Below are 17,013 nucleotides of genomic sequence, written 5' to 3' on the forward strand. Positions count from 1 at the left end.
ACTCACCGCTTTCTCGAGCAAGCCGCTCCCACAGGTTTAGCGCTAAATAGGCAGGCTGGTGGTGGACTTGATCTGCGACAACGCCACGATGGAGTTCACCTCCTGAATCCCCGGCACCATCGACAGCTTCTCGAAGAAAAACCGCTCATACGCCTCGATGTCCGAGGTAACAATGCGCAGCAGAAAATCCACCGCACCCATCAGCACATAACACTCCAGCACCTCCGGAAACCCGCGAATCGCTTCGGTGAATTCCGTGAAGTTGGATCGGCCGTGGGCGTTGAGTTTGATCTCGGCAAAAATCTGCGTGTTCAGGCCGATTTTCTTGCGGTCCAGCAGCGTGACCTGGCCGCGAATTACGCCCTCTTCCTTGAGCCGCTGGATGCGCCGCCAGCACGGTGACTGCGACAGGCCAACCTGTTCGGCGATCTGCGCGCTGGAAAGCGAAGCGTCCTCTTGCAGCAGGGCCAGGATGCGGCGGTCGTAGGCGTCCAACTCGCCTTGCATAAAAATACCTATGATGATGCTTAACTTGAATTGTTTGAGTCTATTTTCTACGGATACGGCTCATCTTAGATAAGAAATCTCCGCAGACGAATGTAAAAATTTCTTCAGTCGAAATTGGAGAGTCAGCATGCACGCCGTCGAAACATCCCACCCCGCTACCCGCGTCGATGCGTGGGCCGTCAACAGTGCCCATTGCCAGGCGCATTATCAGATCATCGCCGAGGCTGAGCCGGATGTGCTGTGCCGCGTGCTCAACTACTTCGCGCTGCAGTTCCTGACGCCGCAACAGGTCAATGTAAGCCGCCTGGACGACCTGCTAAACATTGAAATCGTGATGGACGGTTTGAGCTGGCACCGCGCCCAAGTGATCGGTGAAAAGATTCGAAACCTGATCAGCGTGTGCTCGCTGGACGTGTGGCCGGCTGATTCCTTGCGGCCTGCGGCGGTGATGGCGGGTAGTTTGTAAAAGGCTGAAATACACCCTGGGCGGTGTTTTTTCAGGGGCTGACTAGCCTGGGATTACGCCCCACGCCACCCAGGAAATCTACATGCCCGCGGCTTTGCACGATCACCCATTGGAACTGCATCAGTTGCTGCCTGCCCTGGTTGAGCAGGCGCTTGTTACAGCGGACGTGGCGCAAAGGTTGGCGGCGGAGCCCTCCACGCAACATCCTTTGGAATGCATCGCGGCGCAGGGGCCTTGCCTGGAAACGCTGACCCAGTGGCTTGCCGGGCATGTTGGGCAGCCTTATCTGCGTATCGACCCGCTGAAAATCGACGTGGCGACGGTAGTGCCATTGATGTCCCATGCTTTTGCGCAACGCCATGCCATTCTTGCGGTGGCCGTGGATGCGCAGACCGTCACCGTCGCCAGCGCCCAGCCATACATCCGCGGCTGGGAGGCTGGGTTGGCGCAAGTGCTCAAGCGCTCAATCAAACGCGTGGTCGCCAACCCCAAGGACATTCAGCGCTGCATCGACGAATTTTACCGGCTGGCCAAGTCGGTCAGCGGCGCGGATCAAAAGGTGGCGGTGGCGGGCAATATCGACCTGCTCAACCTCGGCGCCAGCGACAAGGAGCCGGATGCCAATGACGCGCATATCGTCAATATCGTCGACTGGTTGTTGCAATACGCCTTCGGCCAACGGGCCAGCGACATCCATATTGAACCGTGTCGCGACCAGGGCCGCCTGCGTTTTCGCATCGACGGGCTGCTGCATGACGTCTATCAATTCCCACCCCAGGTCACCATGGCGGTGGTCAGCCGCCTGAAAAGCCTGGGCCGCATGAATGTGGCAGAAAAACGCAAACCCCAGGACGGACGGATCAAGACCAAGAGCCCGGCGGGTGTCGAAGTGGAACTGCGTCTTTCAACCTTGCCGACGGCGTTTGGCGAAAAACTGGTGATGCGGATATTTGACCCGCAGGTGCTGCTCAAGGATTTTGATCAGTTGGGTTTATCCAACGAGGACCAACAGCGCTGGCACGCCATGACCGGCCAGGCCAACGGCATCATCCTGGTCACCGGGCCGACCGGCTCAGGCAAGACCAGCACGCTCTACACCACACTCAAGCGGCTGGCGACCCGCGAGGTCAACCTGTGCACGGTGGAAGACCCGATAGAAATGGTCGAGCCCGCCTTCAACCAGATGCAGGTGCAGCACAATATCGACTTGACCTTCGCCAGTGGTATTCGCGCCCTGCTGCGCCAAGACCCCGACATCATCATGATCGGTGAGATTCGTGACCTGGAAACTGCCGAAATGGCGATCCAGGCCGCGCTGACCGGGCATTTGGTGCTCTCGACCCTGCACACCAACGATGCGCCCAGCGCCATCAGCCGTTTGCAGGAACTAGGCATTGCTCATTACTTGATCAAAGCTACGCTGATAGGCGTGATGGCGCAGCGCTTGGTGCGGGTTTTGTGCTCGCACTGCAAACGTTCGGCAAATGCCCTGGGGGAGGTTCATGAGGCGGTCGGCTGCGCAGAATGTCGTGACAGCGGTTATCGAGGCCGGGCCGGGCTCTATGAGATCATGGTTGTGGACGAGAAACTCAAGGCGCTGATCACCCCCGGCGCCGACGTGCAGGCTCTACGCCGGGCATCGCTTGCGCAAGGCATGCACAGCCTGCGCATGGCCGGCATCGACAAAGTCAACGCCGGGCTGACGACCCTGGCGGAGGTCTTACGGGTAACGCCTGGGGATTCAGATACAAATGCTTTTATTGTTGGGCCGTGAAACCGTCCTTATCTGTGACCAGACCGTTACAATCGCCCGAACGTAGTTTCACTGACACCATCAGATAGGGAATCGCAATGCAGATCGGAACCGTACTGCTTCTTTTCGTGGGTTTGGCCGTGGCCATCCTGTTCATGGGCTTTAAAGTAGTGCCTCAGGGCTACCAATGGACAGTCGAGCGTTTCGGGCGCTATACCAACACCCTCAAACCCGGCCTCAACATCATCATCCCGGTCATGGACCGCATCGGTCGCAAGATCAACGTGATGGAAAGCGTGCTGGATATCCCGCCCCAGGAAGTGATTACCGCTGACAACGCCACGGTACAGATCGACGCTGTGTGCTTCTTCCAGGTGGTCAACACCGCCCAGGCCGCCTACGAGGTCAACAACCTCGAACACGCCATTCGCAACCTGCTGCAAACCAACATCCGTACCGTGCTCGGCTCCATGGAGCTGGATGCGATGCTGAGCCAGCGTGACGGTATCAACGAAAAGCTGCTGCGCACCGTGGATGAAGCAACCGCACCGTGGGGCATCAAGATTACCCGCATCGAGATCAAGGACATCAGCCCACCTGCCGACCTGATGGCCGCCATGTCCGGCCAGATGAAAGCCGAGCGAATCAAGCGCGCACAAATCCTGGAAGCCGAAGGTCTGCGAGCCTCCGCGATCCTGACCGCCGAGGGCAAGAAGCAGGCGCAGATCCTCGAAGCAGAAGGTGGTCGTCAAGCCGCATTCCTGGAATCTGAAGCCCGTGAACGCCAGGCAGAGGCAGAGGCCCGTGCAACCCAGGTGGTCTCCGAAGCAATCGCCACCGGTAACGTGCAGGCCATCAACTATTTTGTTGCGCAAAAATACATCGACGCCTTGGGCAAACTGGCTTCGGCCAACAACAGCAAAGTCATCTTGATGCCGCTGGAAGCCAGCCAGGTGATTGGCGCCGTCGGTGGTATCGGCGAAATCGTCAAGGCCACCTTCGACAACAAGAAAGGCTGAGGCCATCGCCATGTGGGATTTCCTGCAGCATCTGTCGTTCTGGGATTGGCTGGCACTGGGGACGGTGCTACTGATTCTTGAGGTGTTCGGCGCCGGTGGCTACCTGCTGTGGATGGGGATCGCTGCCGCCGCCGTGGGTGTGATCAAGTTTCTGGTCCCACCGCTCGGCCTGGAATGGCAACTGCTGCTATTCGCCGTGCTATCGATCCTGACCGCGGTGTACTGGTGGAAACGCCAGCGCAGCAGCGCCAAGGTCAGTGACCAGCCGGGGCTGAACATGCGTGGCTCCGAGCTGGTCGGCCGCACCTTTATGGTGCATCAGGCGATCATTGATGGCCGGGGCAAGATAAAAGTCGGTGATAGCGTGTGGATGGCAACCGGGCCGGACAGTCCAGTAGGCGCGCATGTACGTGTCACTGGTCAGGACGGGGTGATTTTACAGGTCGAAACTGTTTAGTCAGTGATGGAACTCGGTTGGGTTATCTACAATCAAACTGTTCAGATAACCCACCCGGAGTCACCCCCATGCGTCTCAAATATGCTGTCGCAACCCTCGCTGTGCTTTCCCTTCCTGTCGGCTCAGCCATGGCCGACAGTTTCTGGCGCAATGTCATTTCGTCCGGCGCCACTACCGGCTCGACGTACCTGACCTTCAAGGACCACAAGCTGGTGGTCGCCGCCCAAGACGACGCAGGCAGCTTTGTTGCCAGCGACGGCGGCATCCGGGGCCCGTACCTGGAAGCTGCCATGCAGAAAGTCCGCGCCGATAACCCTGGCTTACAAGCCACGGACATGCAATTGGCTAACGCCATCCTCGCGAAAAATGCTGTGACCGAGTAACAGCGCTTCACAAAAAATGCCGCTCTTTGGGAGCGGCATTTTTTTGCACGGATTTTTCCTACCGCGACGGTACAGACATGGGTGCCTGAACAGGATAAGTCCTGTCGACCACTTCACGAGGGCAGCAACAAGCTATCGATTCCTTTTCCACCAGCGAATCGACCACCATGCAAAAACTGTCTTCCCTTCTACTCCTCGCCGCGATCATCACGCCGTATGCCCAGGCAGAAGGTTGGTACGGCTCGGCAAAGCTCAACAGCGCCCGTCAGAATCTCTCCAGCTCCTTGCTGACCAGCCCACGCGTCACTCATCAGATAGATGCACCTGACAGCAACAAAGCTTTCACCGGCTCATTCGCTGCAGGGTATGCCTTTGCCGAGGGCTGGCGCCTGGAGGGCGAATACACTACCCGCAATAGCTCAACGTTCGACTCCTATTGGGCGCCCTTCAATGCCAACGTGAACCGCCTTGAAGTCGATAGCCAGCGCTTGATGCTCAACGGCTATAAAAACATCCCGCTTAACGACTGGCTGTCGTTTTACGGCATGGCCGGCGTGGGTGTGGCGCAAATTGATGCCGAAGGTTATCAGGGCAACCCTAACCGTCAGTTCGCCAGCAACCGCCAATACAATTTCGCCTATAGCGTAGGCCTGGGCCTGGATGCCAAGGTCAGCGAAAAGCTGACCGTGGGCGCCGGCTGGCGTTACGTGGACATGGGGCAGGTTGAAACCGGCTACAACACCTTCGTCAACCGGGCAAATGCCAAGGATGAGCAGCTCAAGGGCAAGCTCAAAGAGCAGAATGTGTTTCTTGAAGCCCGCCTGTCCTTCTGACACGCCGATGAGAATGCCGCTGACAACGCGGCATTTTTCGTGCGCAACATGACGATTCGTTCACGGGCGACAGGCTATATTCAGTCGAGCCGTGCAACCATGCCGGTACTGATACACCCCTTACTCATCGCCTACCTGAAACGGATGCCTTCGTCGTTATGAGCCAACAGCCCTTTCTGCCGTTTTCCAAACCTACCATTGATGAAGCCACCATCTCGGCGGTCGGCGATGTACTGCGCTCGGGCTGGATCACCAGCGGGCCTAAAGTCCAGGCATTCGAAGCGCAACTGTCGGAGTACTTTGGCGGCCGGCCGGTGCGCACGTTCAACTCCGGCACCTGCACCATGGAGATTGCCTTGCGCATCGCCGGTATTGGCCCTGGGGACGAAGTGATCACCACGCCGATCTCCTGGGTTGCCACGGCCAACGTCATTCTGGAAGTGGGCGCCACGCCGGTGTTTGCCGATATCGACCCGGTCACCCGCAATATCGACCTGGCCCAAGTGGAAGCCGCGATCACCCCGCGCACCAAAGCGATCATCCCGGTCTATCTGGCGGGCTTGCCCCTGGACATGCCGATGCTTTATGCACTGGCCAACAAGTACAACCTGCGCATCGTTGAAGACGCGGCCCAGGCCTTGGGTTCCAGCTGGGACGGCGAGCGTATCGGCGCCACCGGCGACTTCGTGTCGTTCAGCTTCCAGGCCAACAAGAACATCACCTCCTCCGAAGGTGGTTGCCTGGTATTGAACAATGCCGAGGAAGCCCGCCTGGCGGAAAAGTATCGCCTGCAAGGCGTCACCCGTACCGGCTTCGACGGTCTGGATGTGGATGTGTTGGGCGGCAAGTTCAACATGACCGATATTGCGGCGGCCATTGGTCTGGGCCAGTTCGCGCATATTGAGCAGATCACGGCACATCGCCAGAACCTGGCGCGGCACTACTTCAAGTGCTTCGGCAGCGACTTTGAAGCGCTATATGGTGCGCAATTGCCGCCGGCGGACTTCGAGAACAGCAACTGGCACCTGTTCCAGCTGGTCTTGCCGGAACGTCAGGACGGCCTGCCTGCCCGCGCTACATTCATGGAACAGATGCAAGCCCATGGCGTCGGCATTGGCTATCACTACCCACCAATTCACCTGCTGAGCCTGTATCGGGCACAAGGGTTCAAGGAAGGCATGTTCCCGGTGGCGGAGCGTGTTGGGCGTTTGATCGTGTCGCTGCCGATGTTCACGGCGATGACAGAGGCGGATGTGGAGCGGTCTGTTGCGGCGGTTAAAGCGGTATTGAAAGCGGGCTGATCATTTACGGCTGGCACAGCACAATGTGGGAGCGGGCTTGCTCGCGAATGCAGTTTATCAGTCAGGACATCCGTTACTGACAGACCGCCTTCGCGAGCAAGCCCGCTCCCACATGGGTTTTGTGTTTACTCGCCGATAGCAGCTTTGTAGCCGGCAGCGTCCAGCAGTTTTTCCAGATCAGCCGGGTTGCTTGGCTTGAGCTTGAAGATCCAGGCGCTGTACGGGTCGGAGTTCAGCAGCTCAGGGCTACCACTCAATTCCTCGTTGACCGCAATCACTTCGCCAGCTACCGGGGCGTAGATGTCCGAAGCCGCTTTCACCGATTCAACCACACCAGCCTGGCCTTCAGCCTCAAACTTGGCGCCAACCTCGGCCAGCTCAACAAACACCACATCACCCAACGCTTCCTGAGCATGGTCAGAGATACCGACGGTCACGCTGCCGTCAGCTTCCAGACGGGCCCATTCGTGACTTTCGGCAAAACGCAGGTCGGCAGGGATATCGCTCATAGTCTGTGTCCTCAAGAAGAAATGTCAGCGGCCTTTGGCCTGCCGGAAATAGTTAGATCAAGGTTTTGCCATGGCGCACGAAGGTCGGTTTGACCACTCGAACCGGATACCACTTGCCGCGGATTTCCACTTCAGCCCGATCAGCGGTAGCCGTCGGCACACGCGCCAGCGCAATGGATTTGCTTAGCGTAGGAGAGAAACTACCACTGGTGATCTCCCCTTCGCCAACATTGGCGATACGAACCACTTGGTGAGCGCGTAAAACGCCACGTTCTTCCAACACCAGCCCGACCAGTTTGAACTGCACACCCGCGGCCTTTTCCGCTTCCAACGCGGCGCGACCGATGAATTGGCGCTCGGTGGGTTCCCAGGCAATGCTCCAGGCCATGTTGGCGGCCAGGGGCGAAACATTCTGGTGGATATCCTGGCCATACAGGTTCATGCCGGCTTCCAGGCGCAAGGTATCGCGGGCGCCCAGGCCGATGGGTGAAATCCCCGCACCGACCAGGTCATTGAAAAAGCCCGGCGCCTGATCGGCAGGCAGGACAATCTCAAGGCCGTCTTCGCCGGTATAGCCTGTGCGGGCGATAAACCAATCGCCGTCGGCCTGGCCTTCAAAAGGCTTGAGCTGGTGGATCAGGGTGCCGCGAGACTGGGTGACCAGCTCGGCGATTTTCTGCCGGGCGTGCGGGCCTTGAATAGCGAGCATGGCAAGCTCCGGTCGCTCATGCAGTTGCACCGAGTAATTGCCCAACTGCGCCTGCATCCAGGCCATATCCTGATCACGCGTAGCGGCGTTGACCACCAGCCTGTAACCGGCCTCGGTACGGTAAACGATCATGTCGTCCACCACGCCGCCCTGCTCATTGAGCATGGCGCTGTAAAGTGCACGGCCGCAGCCATGCAAACGATCGACATCATTGGCCAGCAGGTGCTGGAGCCATTCCTTGGCCTGAAGGCCTGTGACATCAATCACGGTCATGTGAGATACATCGAACACCCCGCAGTCGCGTCGCACCTGATGGTGTTCTTCAACTTGCGAGCCGTAATGCAAAGGCATATCCCAACCGCCAAAATCGACCATTTTCGCGCCGAGGGCGAGATGCAGGTCATACAGAGGCGTACGCTGTCCCATGGGTTTCTCCTTCCGGGCTTGGCGAAGATGCGCAGAGTTGCCGTTTGTGCTGAACGCCTTTGATTACAAGGCCTGCAGCGGCATACAGCGACTCGCTCCGAAAGACGGAGCGCACCGAATGCCGCGCATTGTAGCCGCAAGCTGTAGGACTGGCACCTAAGCGATTTGTCGTGCGGAGCGTCGGATCAGGCCAATCACTGGCAACAGGCCCACCAACACCAGGGTCAGCGCCGGCAAGGAGGCCCGTGCCCATTCACCCTCACTGGTCATTTCAAAGATCCGGACCGCCAGGGTGTCCCAGCCAAACGGGCGCATCAGCAGGGTCGCGGGCATTTCCTTGAGCACATCGACGAACACCAGCAGTGCCGCGCTCAACGTCCCCGGCAGCAAGAGCGGCAGATACACTTTGCAAAACAGTCGTGGCCCACTCACGCCCAGGCTGCGTGCCGCTTCGGGTAAAGACGGGCGGATTCGCGCCAGGCTGTTTTCCAGCGGCCCGTAGGCCACCGCCAGGAATCGCACCAGATAGGCCAGCACCAACGCCGACAGGCTGCCAAGCAACAAGGGCTTGCCCGCACCGCCGAGCCAACCCGACAACGGCACCACCAGTTCACGGTCCAGGTAGCTGAACGCCAACATGATCGACACTGCCAGCACCGAGCCCGGCAAGGCATAGCCGACGTTGGCCAGGCTGATACCGGAACGAATCGCCCGCGTCGGCGCCAGACGGTTGGCGAAAGCCAGTACCAGCGCCACGCTGACCGTGATCAGCGCCGCGATGCCGCCCAAGTAGAGGGTGTGGATAATCAAACCGGTATAGCGCTCATCCAGATCGAACCGGCCACGCTGCCAGAACCAGGCGACCAGCTGCAGCATCGGAATGACAAAGGCGCAGGCGAATACCACGCCACACCAGGTACTCGCAGCCGCTGCCTTGAACCCACGCAGGTGATACAACGCCTTGCCCCGAGGCCGCTCATTGCTCGGCCGACTCGCCCCTCGGGCACGCCGTTCACCGTAGAGCACCAGCATCACCACCAGCAGCAACAGGCTGGCCAGTTGAGCGGCGCTGGACAGGCTGAAAAAGCCATACCAGGTCTTGTAGATGGCGGTGGTGAAGGTGTCGAAATTGAACACCGAGACAGCGCCGAAATCCGCCAGGGTCTCCATCAACGCCAAGGCCACACCGGCGCCGATCGCCGGCCGTGCCATGGGCAACGCCACACGCCAGAACGCTTGCCATGGCGATTGGCCAAGCACCCGCGCCGCTTCCATCAAGCCTTTGCCCTGAGCCAAAAACGCCGTACGCGCCAACAGGTAGACGTAGGGATAAAACACCAGCACCAACACGATGATCACACCGCTGGTGGAACGCACGCGTGGCAGGCGCAAGCCCGTGCCGAACCACTCTCGCAGCAGGGTTTGCACCGGGCCCGCGAAGTCCAGCAAGCCGACAAACACAAAGGCCAGCACGTAGGCCGGAATCGCGAAGGGCAGCATTAACGCCCAGTCGAGCCAGCGCCGCCCGGGGAATTCACAGAGGCTGGTCAACCAGGCCAGGCTCACGCCCAACAGCGTCACGCCAACACCGACGCCCAGCACCAGCGTCAGGGTGTTGCCCAGCAGGCGTGGCATCTGGGTTTCCCACAGATGGGACCAGATTTGTTGATCGATACTTTGCCAGGACAGCAACAGCACGCTCAGCGGCAACAGCACCAGGGCGGCGACGGTGAAGACCGGCAAGTACCAGCGGCGTTGAGCGGGGTGGGCCAAGGAAAAACTCTCAGAAAATGAAGGTTTTGAAGTCGCCGCTAACCAATGTGGGAGCGGGCTTGTGTGGGAGCCGGGCTTGCCCGCGATGCAGACACCTTGGCGTATCAGTCACACCGCGGTGATGCTATCGCAGGCAAGCCAGCTCCCACACAAGCCCGCTCCCACATTTTGATCGGCGGCGTTTTACAAATTTAGTTCCAGCCGGCGCGATCCATCAGGCGAATGGCCTCAGCCTGACGCTTACCGGCCACTTCCACCGGCAAGGTATCGGCCACGAACTTGCCCCAGGTCGCCACTTCCGCCGACGGCGGCACGGCTGGGTTGGCCGGGAACTCCTGGTTCACATCGGCAAAGATCTTCTGCGCCTCAGGCGTGGTCATCCACTCCACCAAGGCCTTGGCGGCTTCGGGGTGTGGCGCATGCTGGGTCAGGCCGATGCCCGACAGGTTCACATGCACGCCACGGTCGCCCTGGTTCGGCCAGAACAGCTTCACCGCCAGGTCCGGCTTCTGCTTGTGCAGGCGGCCGTAGTAGTAGGTGTTGACGATGCCCACGTCGCACTGCCCGGCGTTGATGGCTTCGAGCACGGCGATGTCATCGGAGAACACGTCGGTGGACAGGTTATTGACCCAGCCCTTGACGATTTCTTCGGTCTTGGCTGCGCCATGGGTTTCAATCAGCGTGGCGGTCAGCGACTGGTTGTAGACCTTCTTCGCCGTGCGCAGGCACAGGCGGCCTTCCCATTGCTTGTCGGCCAGGGCTTCGTAGGTGGTCAGGTCACCCGGTTTTACCCGGTCGGTGGAGTAGGCGATGGTTCGCGCGCGCAGGCTCAGGCCGGTCCACGCGTGGTTGGAAGAGCGGTATTGCAAGGGGATGTTCTTGTCGATCACCGCCGAGGTGAACGGCTGCAGGATGCCCATTTGCTCGGCCTGCCAGAGGTTGCCGGCGTCGACGGTGAGCAGCAGGTCGGCCGTGGCGTTCTCGCCTTCGGCCTTGATGCGCTGCATCAGCGGGGCTTCCTTGTCGGTAATGAACTTCACCTGCACACCGGTCTTTTTGGTGTAGGCGTCGAACACCGGTTTGATCAGTTCGTCGATGCGCGAGGAGTAGACCACGACTTCGTCGGCTGCCTGCACAGTGGTGCTGCCGATAAGGGTGAGTGCCAGGGCAGTCAGGAGGCGTTTGGGTGCCAACATGGGTGCGGTCTCTCATTTGCAAATTGAAGGCAAATGATAGGGACTCACATTTAGTGGCGCTTGGTGCAGGCGTTACCAGATGTTGCACAGCTCTTTCCCGTGTGGGAGCGGGCTTGCTCGCGAAGGCGTCGTGTCAGTCGATACATGGGCAACTGATACACCGCTTTCGCGAGCAAGCCCGCTCCCACAGGGGTTTGGATTTCAAATTCAGGGCTTGGCCAGCTCCGGGAGATCGCCGGTCAGGCCGAGGGCCTGGCGGACGAAGATGGCTTTGGCTTCCGGCATTTGGTCGACCATTTTCAAGCCAGCATTACGCAACCAGCGCAAGGGCAGCTGATCGGCCTGGAACAACCGCTCAAAGCCTTCCATCGCCGCCATCAGCGCCAGGTTATGCGGCATGCGCCGACGCTCGTAGCGGCTCAGTACCTTCACATCCGCCAGGCGCTCGCCACGTTCGGTCGCAGCCAGCAGCACCTCGGCCAGCACGGCCGCATCGAGGAAGCCCAGGTTCACGCCCTGCCCCGCCAACGGGTGGATCACGTGGGCTGCGTCGCCGATCAGTGCCAGGCCTTCGGCCACGTAGCGTTTGGCGTGGCGTTGGCGCAACGGCACACAAACACGCGGGTCAGCGCTGACCACCGTACCGAGTCGCCCTTCAAAGGCGCGCTCCAACTCACGGCAGAAGCTGTCGTCATCCAGCCCCATCAGGCGTTCGGATTCCGCCGGCGTGGTCGACCAGACGATGGAGCACCAATCCTCTTGCCCATCGCGCACCAGCGGCAAGAATGCCAGCGGGCCGGTATCGGTAAAGCGTTGCCACGCCGTGCGCTGGTGCGGTTGGCTGCTGCGCACGCTGGTGACGATGGCGTTATGCAGGTAATCCCACTCGCGCGTCGAGGTGCCGGTCAGGCGACGCACGGCAGAGTTGGCGCCGTCGGCGGCGACCACCAGCGGCGCACGTAATTTGCGGCCATCGGCCAACGTCAGCAGCCAGTCATCGCCAGAGCGGCGCATCTGCTCCAGGCGTGCATTGGCCAAAAGACCCAGGTCGCAGTCGTGCAGACGGTCAAGCAACGCGTCCTGAACCACCCGGTTTTCAACGATATGCCCAAGCACTTCGGCATGCACGCTAGCCGCCGAAAAGTGGATTTGCCCGGTGCCACTGCCGTCCCACACTTGCATGTCGCCATAGGGGCTGGTGCGCCGCGAGACGATGCCGTCCCACACGCCCAAGCGCTCAAGAATGCGCTGGCTGGCGGCCGACAAGGCGCTCACGCGGGGTTCGAAAGCCGCGTCTTGGTCGAACGGTTTAACGCTCAGCGGGCTGCCATCGAGCAGCAGCACCTGCAGGCCACTGCCCTGCAACGCCAGCGCCAGGGCGCTCCCGACCATTCCGGCCCCGACAATCAGCACATCTGCGCGCATGTCCATGCTTTAAGCCTGCTTTGCTGGCGGCTTGCGCCGCACGTAAAGGGTTTTGTCGACCCGCGCCACTAAAGTGCCGGAGCCGTCATGAATCTGCACCTTGAGGTGAGGCAAGTACTTCTCGCCACCTTCGGTCTGCCTGCGAATCTCGTCCAGCAAGGCCTCGTCGATGGAAAACTCAGCGTATACCGGGCCTTTGCCCGGCGACACAAAGTCGATGCTCGCAGCTTTGTCCCAAACGATGTAGTCGCGGCCCAGGTTCTCCATCAACAGCAACATGTAGAACGGGTCGACCATCGAATACAGGCTGCCGCCGAATTGCGTGCCGACGTAGTTGCGGTTGTACCAGCCCAGGCCCATGCGCACTTTGACGTGACGAAAATCGGCGCTCATGTGCTGCACGCTGATCCCCGCCCCCAGATACGGCGGGTACAGGGTCATGACCCAACGCAACAGCCGCGCCTTGCCGATGCGCTCGATCAGCCAGTTACGCATCGGGGCGCGTGCCCAGGCCCATGGCCTGACGGGCGAACCAGCGTTTGGCTGGCGGCAACAGGTCCAGGCCGAGCAGGCCCATGTTGCGGCCCAAGGCCACCAACGGCTGGGCACTGCCAAACAGGCGCGTGACTTGATCGGAGAAACCCACCGTCAGCTTCTGGTCCAAGTGCTGGCGCTCGCGATAGCTTTGCAAGGTTGCCAGGTCGCCCGGCACTGCCGGCCCGGCCAGCAAGGCCTCAGCCAAGGCATTCGCGTCACGCAGGGACAGGTTGAAGCCCTGGCCTGCAATCGGGTGCAGGCTGTGGGCGGCATTGCCGAGCACGGCCAGGTGCGAGCGCACTTGCTCTTCGGCTTCCACCAGCGTCAGCGGGTACAGGTGCCGCGCGCCGACTTGCTTCAACGTGCCCAGACGGTAGCCGAACACGCCCTGCAATTCGCTCAGGAAGCTGCGCTCATCAAGGTTGGCCAGGCGTTGGGCGTCCATACCGATACGCGTCCACACCAGCGCGCAACGGTTGTCCGGCAGCGGCAACAGGGCCATTGGGCCTTCATCGGTAAAGCGTTCGAAAGCTTCACCATTGTGGGCTTCGCTTGGGGTGATATTGGCGATCAGCGCGCTCTGGTTGTAAGGGCGGGTTTTCACGCCGATGCCCAATTGCTCGCGCAAACCGGAGCGGCCGCCATCGGCCAATACCGCGAGGTCGCATTCCAGCACGGTTTCATCGTTGAGGGTCAGGTGATAACCGTCGGGCAGTGGCTCCATGCGGGTGACTTCCGCCGGGCAGCGCCAACTCACCACTTCTTTGTCCAAACCTTGCCACAGGCACTGGCCGAGCCAGGCGTTTTCCACCACATAACCCAGGGCAGGCACGCCCTCCTCCATGGCGGACAGGCGCGCGGTAGAGAAGCGGCCACGGTCCGACACGTGAATCTGTTTGATCGGCTCGGCGCGGCGGGAAATGTCCTGCCACAAACCCAAGCGCTGATAAATCTGCCGGGCGCCGTAAGACAACGCCGAAGAACGCGCGTCGTAGCTCGGCTGGTAACTGTCACCCGGCGCAAACGGTTCGATCAGCACGATCTTCCAGCCACGCGCTTTGGCGCCTGCCTGCAACGCCAACGCCAGGCTGGCGCCCACCAGGCCGCCGCCGATAATGGCCAGATTGACCCGGCTCATCGGGCAGCCGCCATCAGCGCTTCGATCTCGGCGACGGTCTTGGGCACGCCGCCGGTCAGAATTTCACAGCCTTGCTTGGTCACTACCACGTCGTCCTCGATGCGTACGCCGATGCCACGCCATTTCTTCGCCACGTTCTGGTTGTCCGGCGAAATATAGATGCCGGGTTCCACGGTCAAGGCCATGCCGACTTCCAGCACCCGCCATTCACCGCCCACTTTATACTCGCCCACATCATGCACATCCATGCCCAACCAATGGCCGGCGCGGTGCATATAGAAGGCGCGGTAGGCTTCGCTGGCGATCAACTCGTCGACATCGCCTTGCAACAACCCCAGCTTTACCAGCCCGGCGGTGATGACCTGAACCGTCGCCTCATGGGCCTGGTTCCAATGTTTGTTTGGCGCGATCTCGGCAAAGGCGGCTTCCTGGGAGGCCAGCACTATCTCGTAGATCGCTTTTTGCTCGGGCGAAAACGTGCCATTGACCGGCCAGGTGCGGGTGATGTCGCTGGCGTAGCAGTCGATCTCGCAACCGGCATCGATCAGCACCAGGTCGCCGCCCTTGAGCACCGCGTCATTCTGCTGGTAATGCAGGATGCAGCTGTTGCGCCCGGCAGCGACGATGGAGCCATAGGCCGGCATCTTCGCGCCGCCCTTGCGGAATTCGTAATCCAGCTCGGCTTCCAGGCTGAATTCATGCAACCCGGCGCGGCTGGCCTGCATCGCCTTGACGTGGGCCGCGCAGGAAATTCGCGCCGCCTCGCGCATGACCTTCACTTCTGCCGCCGATTTATACAGGCGCATGTCGTGGAGCAGATGATCCAGGGCAACAAATTCGTTCGGCGGCTGGGCGCCCAGGTGCGCTTTAGAGCGGATCACGTTGATCCACTCCATCACATGCCGGTCGAATTCGGCGTTGCTGCCCATGGCCGAGTACACCCGGTCGCGGCCTTCGATCAGGCCGGGCAGGATGTCGTCGATATCGGTGATGGGGAACGCGTCGTCGGCGCCGAAATCACGGATCGCGCCTTCGGTGCCGGCGCGCAGGCCGTCCCACAATTCGCGTTCGGCATTGCGCTCGCGGCAGAACAGCACGTACTCGCCGTGCTGGCGACCGGGCATCAGCACGATCACCGCTTCCGGTTCGGGGAAGCCGCTCAGGTACTGAAAGTCGCTGTCCTGGCGGTAAACGTGCTCGACATCACGGTTGCGGATGGCGACGGCGGCGGCCGGCAATATTGCGATGCTGTTGGGTTCCATCTGCGCCATGAGCGCCTTGCGGCGACGGGTGTATTCCGCTTTCGGGATATGGATCATGGGCAGATGGGCTTCCTTTTTAGTGCAGCGACGGCTTGGCTACAGCTGGTTCAGCGGATTTTTTGGTCTCGGTGAACAGCAGCAGCGGCGCGACGCGCAGGTATTCCATCACTTCCATGTAGTCGCCTTCGCCGTCTTCGGATTCTTCCAGGGCGTCTTGCACCTGGGAGATCGCCGCCAGGTCCTGCAGCACTTCCTTGGCGTCGGTGCTAAGGTCCAGGCCGCCGGCGTTCACGCCGAAACCGTGGAGGAAACCCTGGCACCATTGGCCCAGTGCGGCAGCGCGTTCGGTGAGCGGCGCGTCGTCGGTCGGCAGCAGCAGGACCACGGTGACGTCATCACCGGTCAGCTCGCCTTTGACCATCTCTTGCAGGCCGATCAGCGCGTTACGCACGTTCTCGGTGGGCTCGGTTTCCAGCAGCTCGGCAACATCAGCCAGCCAGTTGTCGGCATCAAAGCCGACACCGGTGCAACTGCGGCCCAACAGCACGCCGTGCAGTTCGGCAGGCGAGCAAGGATGACCGCTGGTGCTCAGCAGTTTGGAAAAAGCATCGTACGGGGAGTTCTGAATAGGCATGGTGAGCTAGGCGCCAGACGGCGCAATGTCTAGAATGAAGCGCTGTATCCTAGCACCGGCAGACGTACCAAGACTATCGAGGGCGTCAGATCGTTTATCCTGCAGTTGCCATTCATCAGACAAATCCAGTGGAACCCAATGGAAGACACCGACCTGCAAGCGCTGATGGCCAGACTCGAGTTGCTAATTGATCGGGTCGAGCAACTTAAGAGTCAAAACGGACTCCTATTAGCTCAGGAAAAGACCTGGCGCGAGGAACGCGCTCACCTCATTGAAAAAAACGAAATCGCCCGGCGTAAGGTCGAATCGATGATTTCGCGCCTGAAGGCCCTGGAGCAAGACTCATGAGTTCAAGCAATAGCGTTACCGTGCAGATCCTCGACAAAGAATATTCGATCATCTGCCCCCAGGAAGAACGCAGCAACCTGGTGAGTGCTGCCCGCTACCTGGATGGCAAGATGCGTGAAATCCGCAGCAGCGGCAAAGTGATCGGCGCCGACCGTATCGCCGTGATGGCCGCGCTGAACATTACCCACGATTTGCTGCATAAGCAGGAACGGCCTGACGTGCAGGCCAGCGGCTCAACGCGCGAGCAAGTTCGTGACCTGCTGGAGCGGGTCGATCTGGTACTTTCTACCGATCCAGAGCCACCCAAGGGCTGATTGCCGAGACTGTTTAAGGTATA

At 60.3% G+C, this 17,013-nt stretch carries 19 protein-coding genes; 9 read left to right on the plus strand and 10 right to left on the minus strand.

Features of this window, described 5'->3' with window-relative positions; genetic code table 11:
* Positions 1–42: 42 nt before the first annotated feature.
* Positions 43–507: an Lrp/AsnC family transcriptional regulator gene (locus tag ACA065_RS29385; protein WP_497692586.1), complete on the minus strand. Its 465-nt coding sequence runs from the start codon at positions 505–507 to the stop codon at positions 43–45.
* Between the two features lie 127 nt (positions 508–634).
* Here ACA065_RS29385 and ACA065_RS29390 point away from each other — a divergent pair, with 127 nt between their 5' ends.
* The 7 genes from ACA065_RS29390 to ACA065_RS29420 all read left to right on the plus strand — a co-directional run bounded on the left by ACA065_RS29390 (position 635) and on the right by ACA065_RS29420 (position 6,719).
* A complete protein-coding gene (locus ACA065_RS29390; protein WP_497692587.1) occupies positions 635–973 on the plus strand; it encodes an ACT-like domain-containing protein in 339 nt (112 codons plus the stop codon).
* 82 nt (positions 974–1,055) lie between these two features.
* Positions 1,056–2,747, plus strand: coding sequence for a GspE/PulE family protein (locus ACA065_RS29395; RefSeq protein ID WP_497692588.1), 1,692 nt, complete (start codon positions 1,056–1,058; stop codon positions 2,745–2,747).
* Positions 2,748–2,824: 77 nt separating this feature from the next.
* The gene (locus ACA065_RS29400; RefSeq protein ID WP_024077991.1) at positions 2,825–3,745 is read left to right on the plus strand and encodes an SPFH domain-containing protein; all 921 of its coding nucleotides are present in this window, start codon (positions 2,825–2,827) and stop codon (positions 3,743–3,745) included.
* A gap of 10 nt (positions 3,746–3,755) precedes the next feature.
* On the plus strand, positions 3,756–4,202 hold the full coding sequence (locus tag ACA065_RS29405) for an NfeD family protein (protein ID WP_497692589.1): 447 nt from the start codon (positions 3,756–3,758) through the stop codon (positions 4,200–4,202).
* Positions 4,203–4,270: 68 nt separating this feature from the next.
* A complete protein-coding gene (locus ACA065_RS29410; RefSeq protein WP_497692590.1) occupies positions 4,271–4,585 on the plus strand; it encodes a DUF2388 domain-containing protein in 315 nt (104 codons plus the stop codon).
* A gap of 167 nt (positions 4,586–4,752) precedes the next feature.
* Positions 4,753–5,418: an outer membrane protein gene (locus tag ACA065_RS29415; protein ID WP_497692591.1), complete on the plus strand. Its 666-nt coding sequence runs from the start codon at positions 4,753–4,755 to the stop codon at positions 5,416–5,418.
* A gap of 158 nt (positions 5,419–5,576) precedes the next feature.
* Positions 5,577–6,719, plus strand: a complete 1,143-nt coding sequence (locus tag ACA065_RS29420; RefSeq protein WP_497692592.1) for a DegT/DnrJ/EryC1/StrS family aminotransferase — start codon at positions 5,577–5,579, stop codon at positions 6,717–6,719.
* Positions 6,720–6,844: 125 nt separating this feature from the next.
* Here the strand turns inward: ACA065_RS29420 and gcvH are convergent, their stop codons facing one another.
* From gcvH to ACA065_RS29465, 9 genes are all read right to left on the minus strand, one after another.
* The gene (gene gcvH, locus ACA065_RS29425) at positions 6,845–7,228 is read right to left on the minus strand and encodes a glycine cleavage system protein GcvH (RefSeq protein ID WP_497692593.1); all 384 of its coding nucleotides are present in this window, start codon (positions 7,226–7,228) and stop codon (positions 6,845–6,847) included.
* A gap of 52 nt (positions 7,229–7,280) precedes the next feature.
* Positions 7,281–8,363: a glycine cleavage system aminomethyltransferase GcvT gene (gene gcvT / locus ACA065_RS29430; RefSeq protein ID WP_497692594.1), complete on the minus strand. Its 1,083-nt coding sequence runs from the start codon at positions 8,361–8,363 to the stop codon at positions 7,281–7,283.
* Positions 8,364–8,519: 156 nt separating this feature from the next.
* Positions 8,520–10,136: an ABC transporter permease gene (locus ACA065_RS29435; RefSeq protein ID WP_497692595.1), complete on the minus strand. Its 1,617-nt coding sequence runs from the start codon at positions 10,134–10,136 to the stop codon at positions 8,520–8,522.
* A gap of 191 nt (positions 10,137–10,327) precedes the next feature.
* On the minus strand, positions 10,328–11,332 hold the full coding sequence (locus ACA065_RS29440; RefSeq protein WP_497692596.1) for an extracellular solute-binding protein: 1,005 nt from the start codon (positions 11,330–11,332) through the stop codon (positions 10,328–10,330).
* 207 nt (positions 11,333–11,539) lie between these two features.
* Positions 11,540–12,757, minus strand: a complete 1,218-nt coding sequence (locus ACA065_RS29445) for a 2-octaprenyl-3-methyl-6-methoxy-1,4-benzoquinol hydroxylase (RefSeq protein WP_497695438.1) — start codon at positions 12,755–12,757, stop codon at positions 11,540–11,542.
* 9 nt (positions 12,758–12,766) lie between these two features.
* A complete protein-coding gene (locus tag ACA065_RS29450) occupies positions 12,767–13,252 on the minus strand; it encodes a DUF4442 domain-containing protein (RefSeq protein WP_497692597.1) in 486 nt (161 codons plus the stop codon).
* Complete coding sequence (ubiH, locus tag ACA065_RS29455; RefSeq protein ID WP_497692598.1) at positions 13,245–14,432, minus strand: 2-octaprenyl-6-methoxyphenyl hydroxylase; 1,188 nt, start codon at positions 14,430–14,432, stop codon at positions 13,245–13,247. The genes ACA065_RS29450 and ubiH overlap by 8 nt, the downstream gene beginning before the upstream one ends.
* Positions 14,429–15,751: a Xaa-Pro aminopeptidase gene (gene pepP / locus ACA065_RS29460; protein WP_497692599.1), complete on the minus strand. Its 1,323-nt coding sequence runs from the start codon at positions 15,749–15,751 to the stop codon at positions 14,429–14,431. The genes ubiH and pepP overlap by 4 nt, the downstream gene beginning before the upstream one ends.
* A gap of 19 nt (positions 15,752–15,770) precedes the next feature.
* A complete protein-coding gene (locus ACA065_RS29465; protein ID WP_497692600.1) occupies positions 15,771–16,328 on the minus strand; it encodes a YecA/YgfB family protein in 558 nt (185 codons plus the stop codon).
* Positions 16,329–16,466: 138 nt separating this feature from the next.
* Between ACA065_RS29465 and ACA065_RS29470 the strand changes: the two genes are divergently transcribed.
* Both ACA065_RS29470 and ACA065_RS29475 read left to right on the plus strand, forming a co-directional pair.
* Positions 16,467–16,676: a TIGR02449 family protein gene (locus tag ACA065_RS29470; RefSeq protein ID WP_003177365.1), complete on the plus strand. Its 210-nt coding sequence runs from the start codon at positions 16,467–16,469 to the stop codon at positions 16,674–16,676.
* Positions 16,673–16,990, plus strand: a complete 318-nt coding sequence (locus tag ACA065_RS29475) for a cell division protein ZapA (protein WP_003213956.1) — start codon at positions 16,673–16,675, stop codon at positions 16,988–16,990. The genes ACA065_RS29470 and ACA065_RS29475 overlap by 4 nt, the downstream gene beginning before the upstream one ends.
* Positions 16,991–17,013: the final 23 nt, after the last annotated feature.

The organism is Pseudomonas sp. LBUM1640 (genome assembly GCF_059716225.1).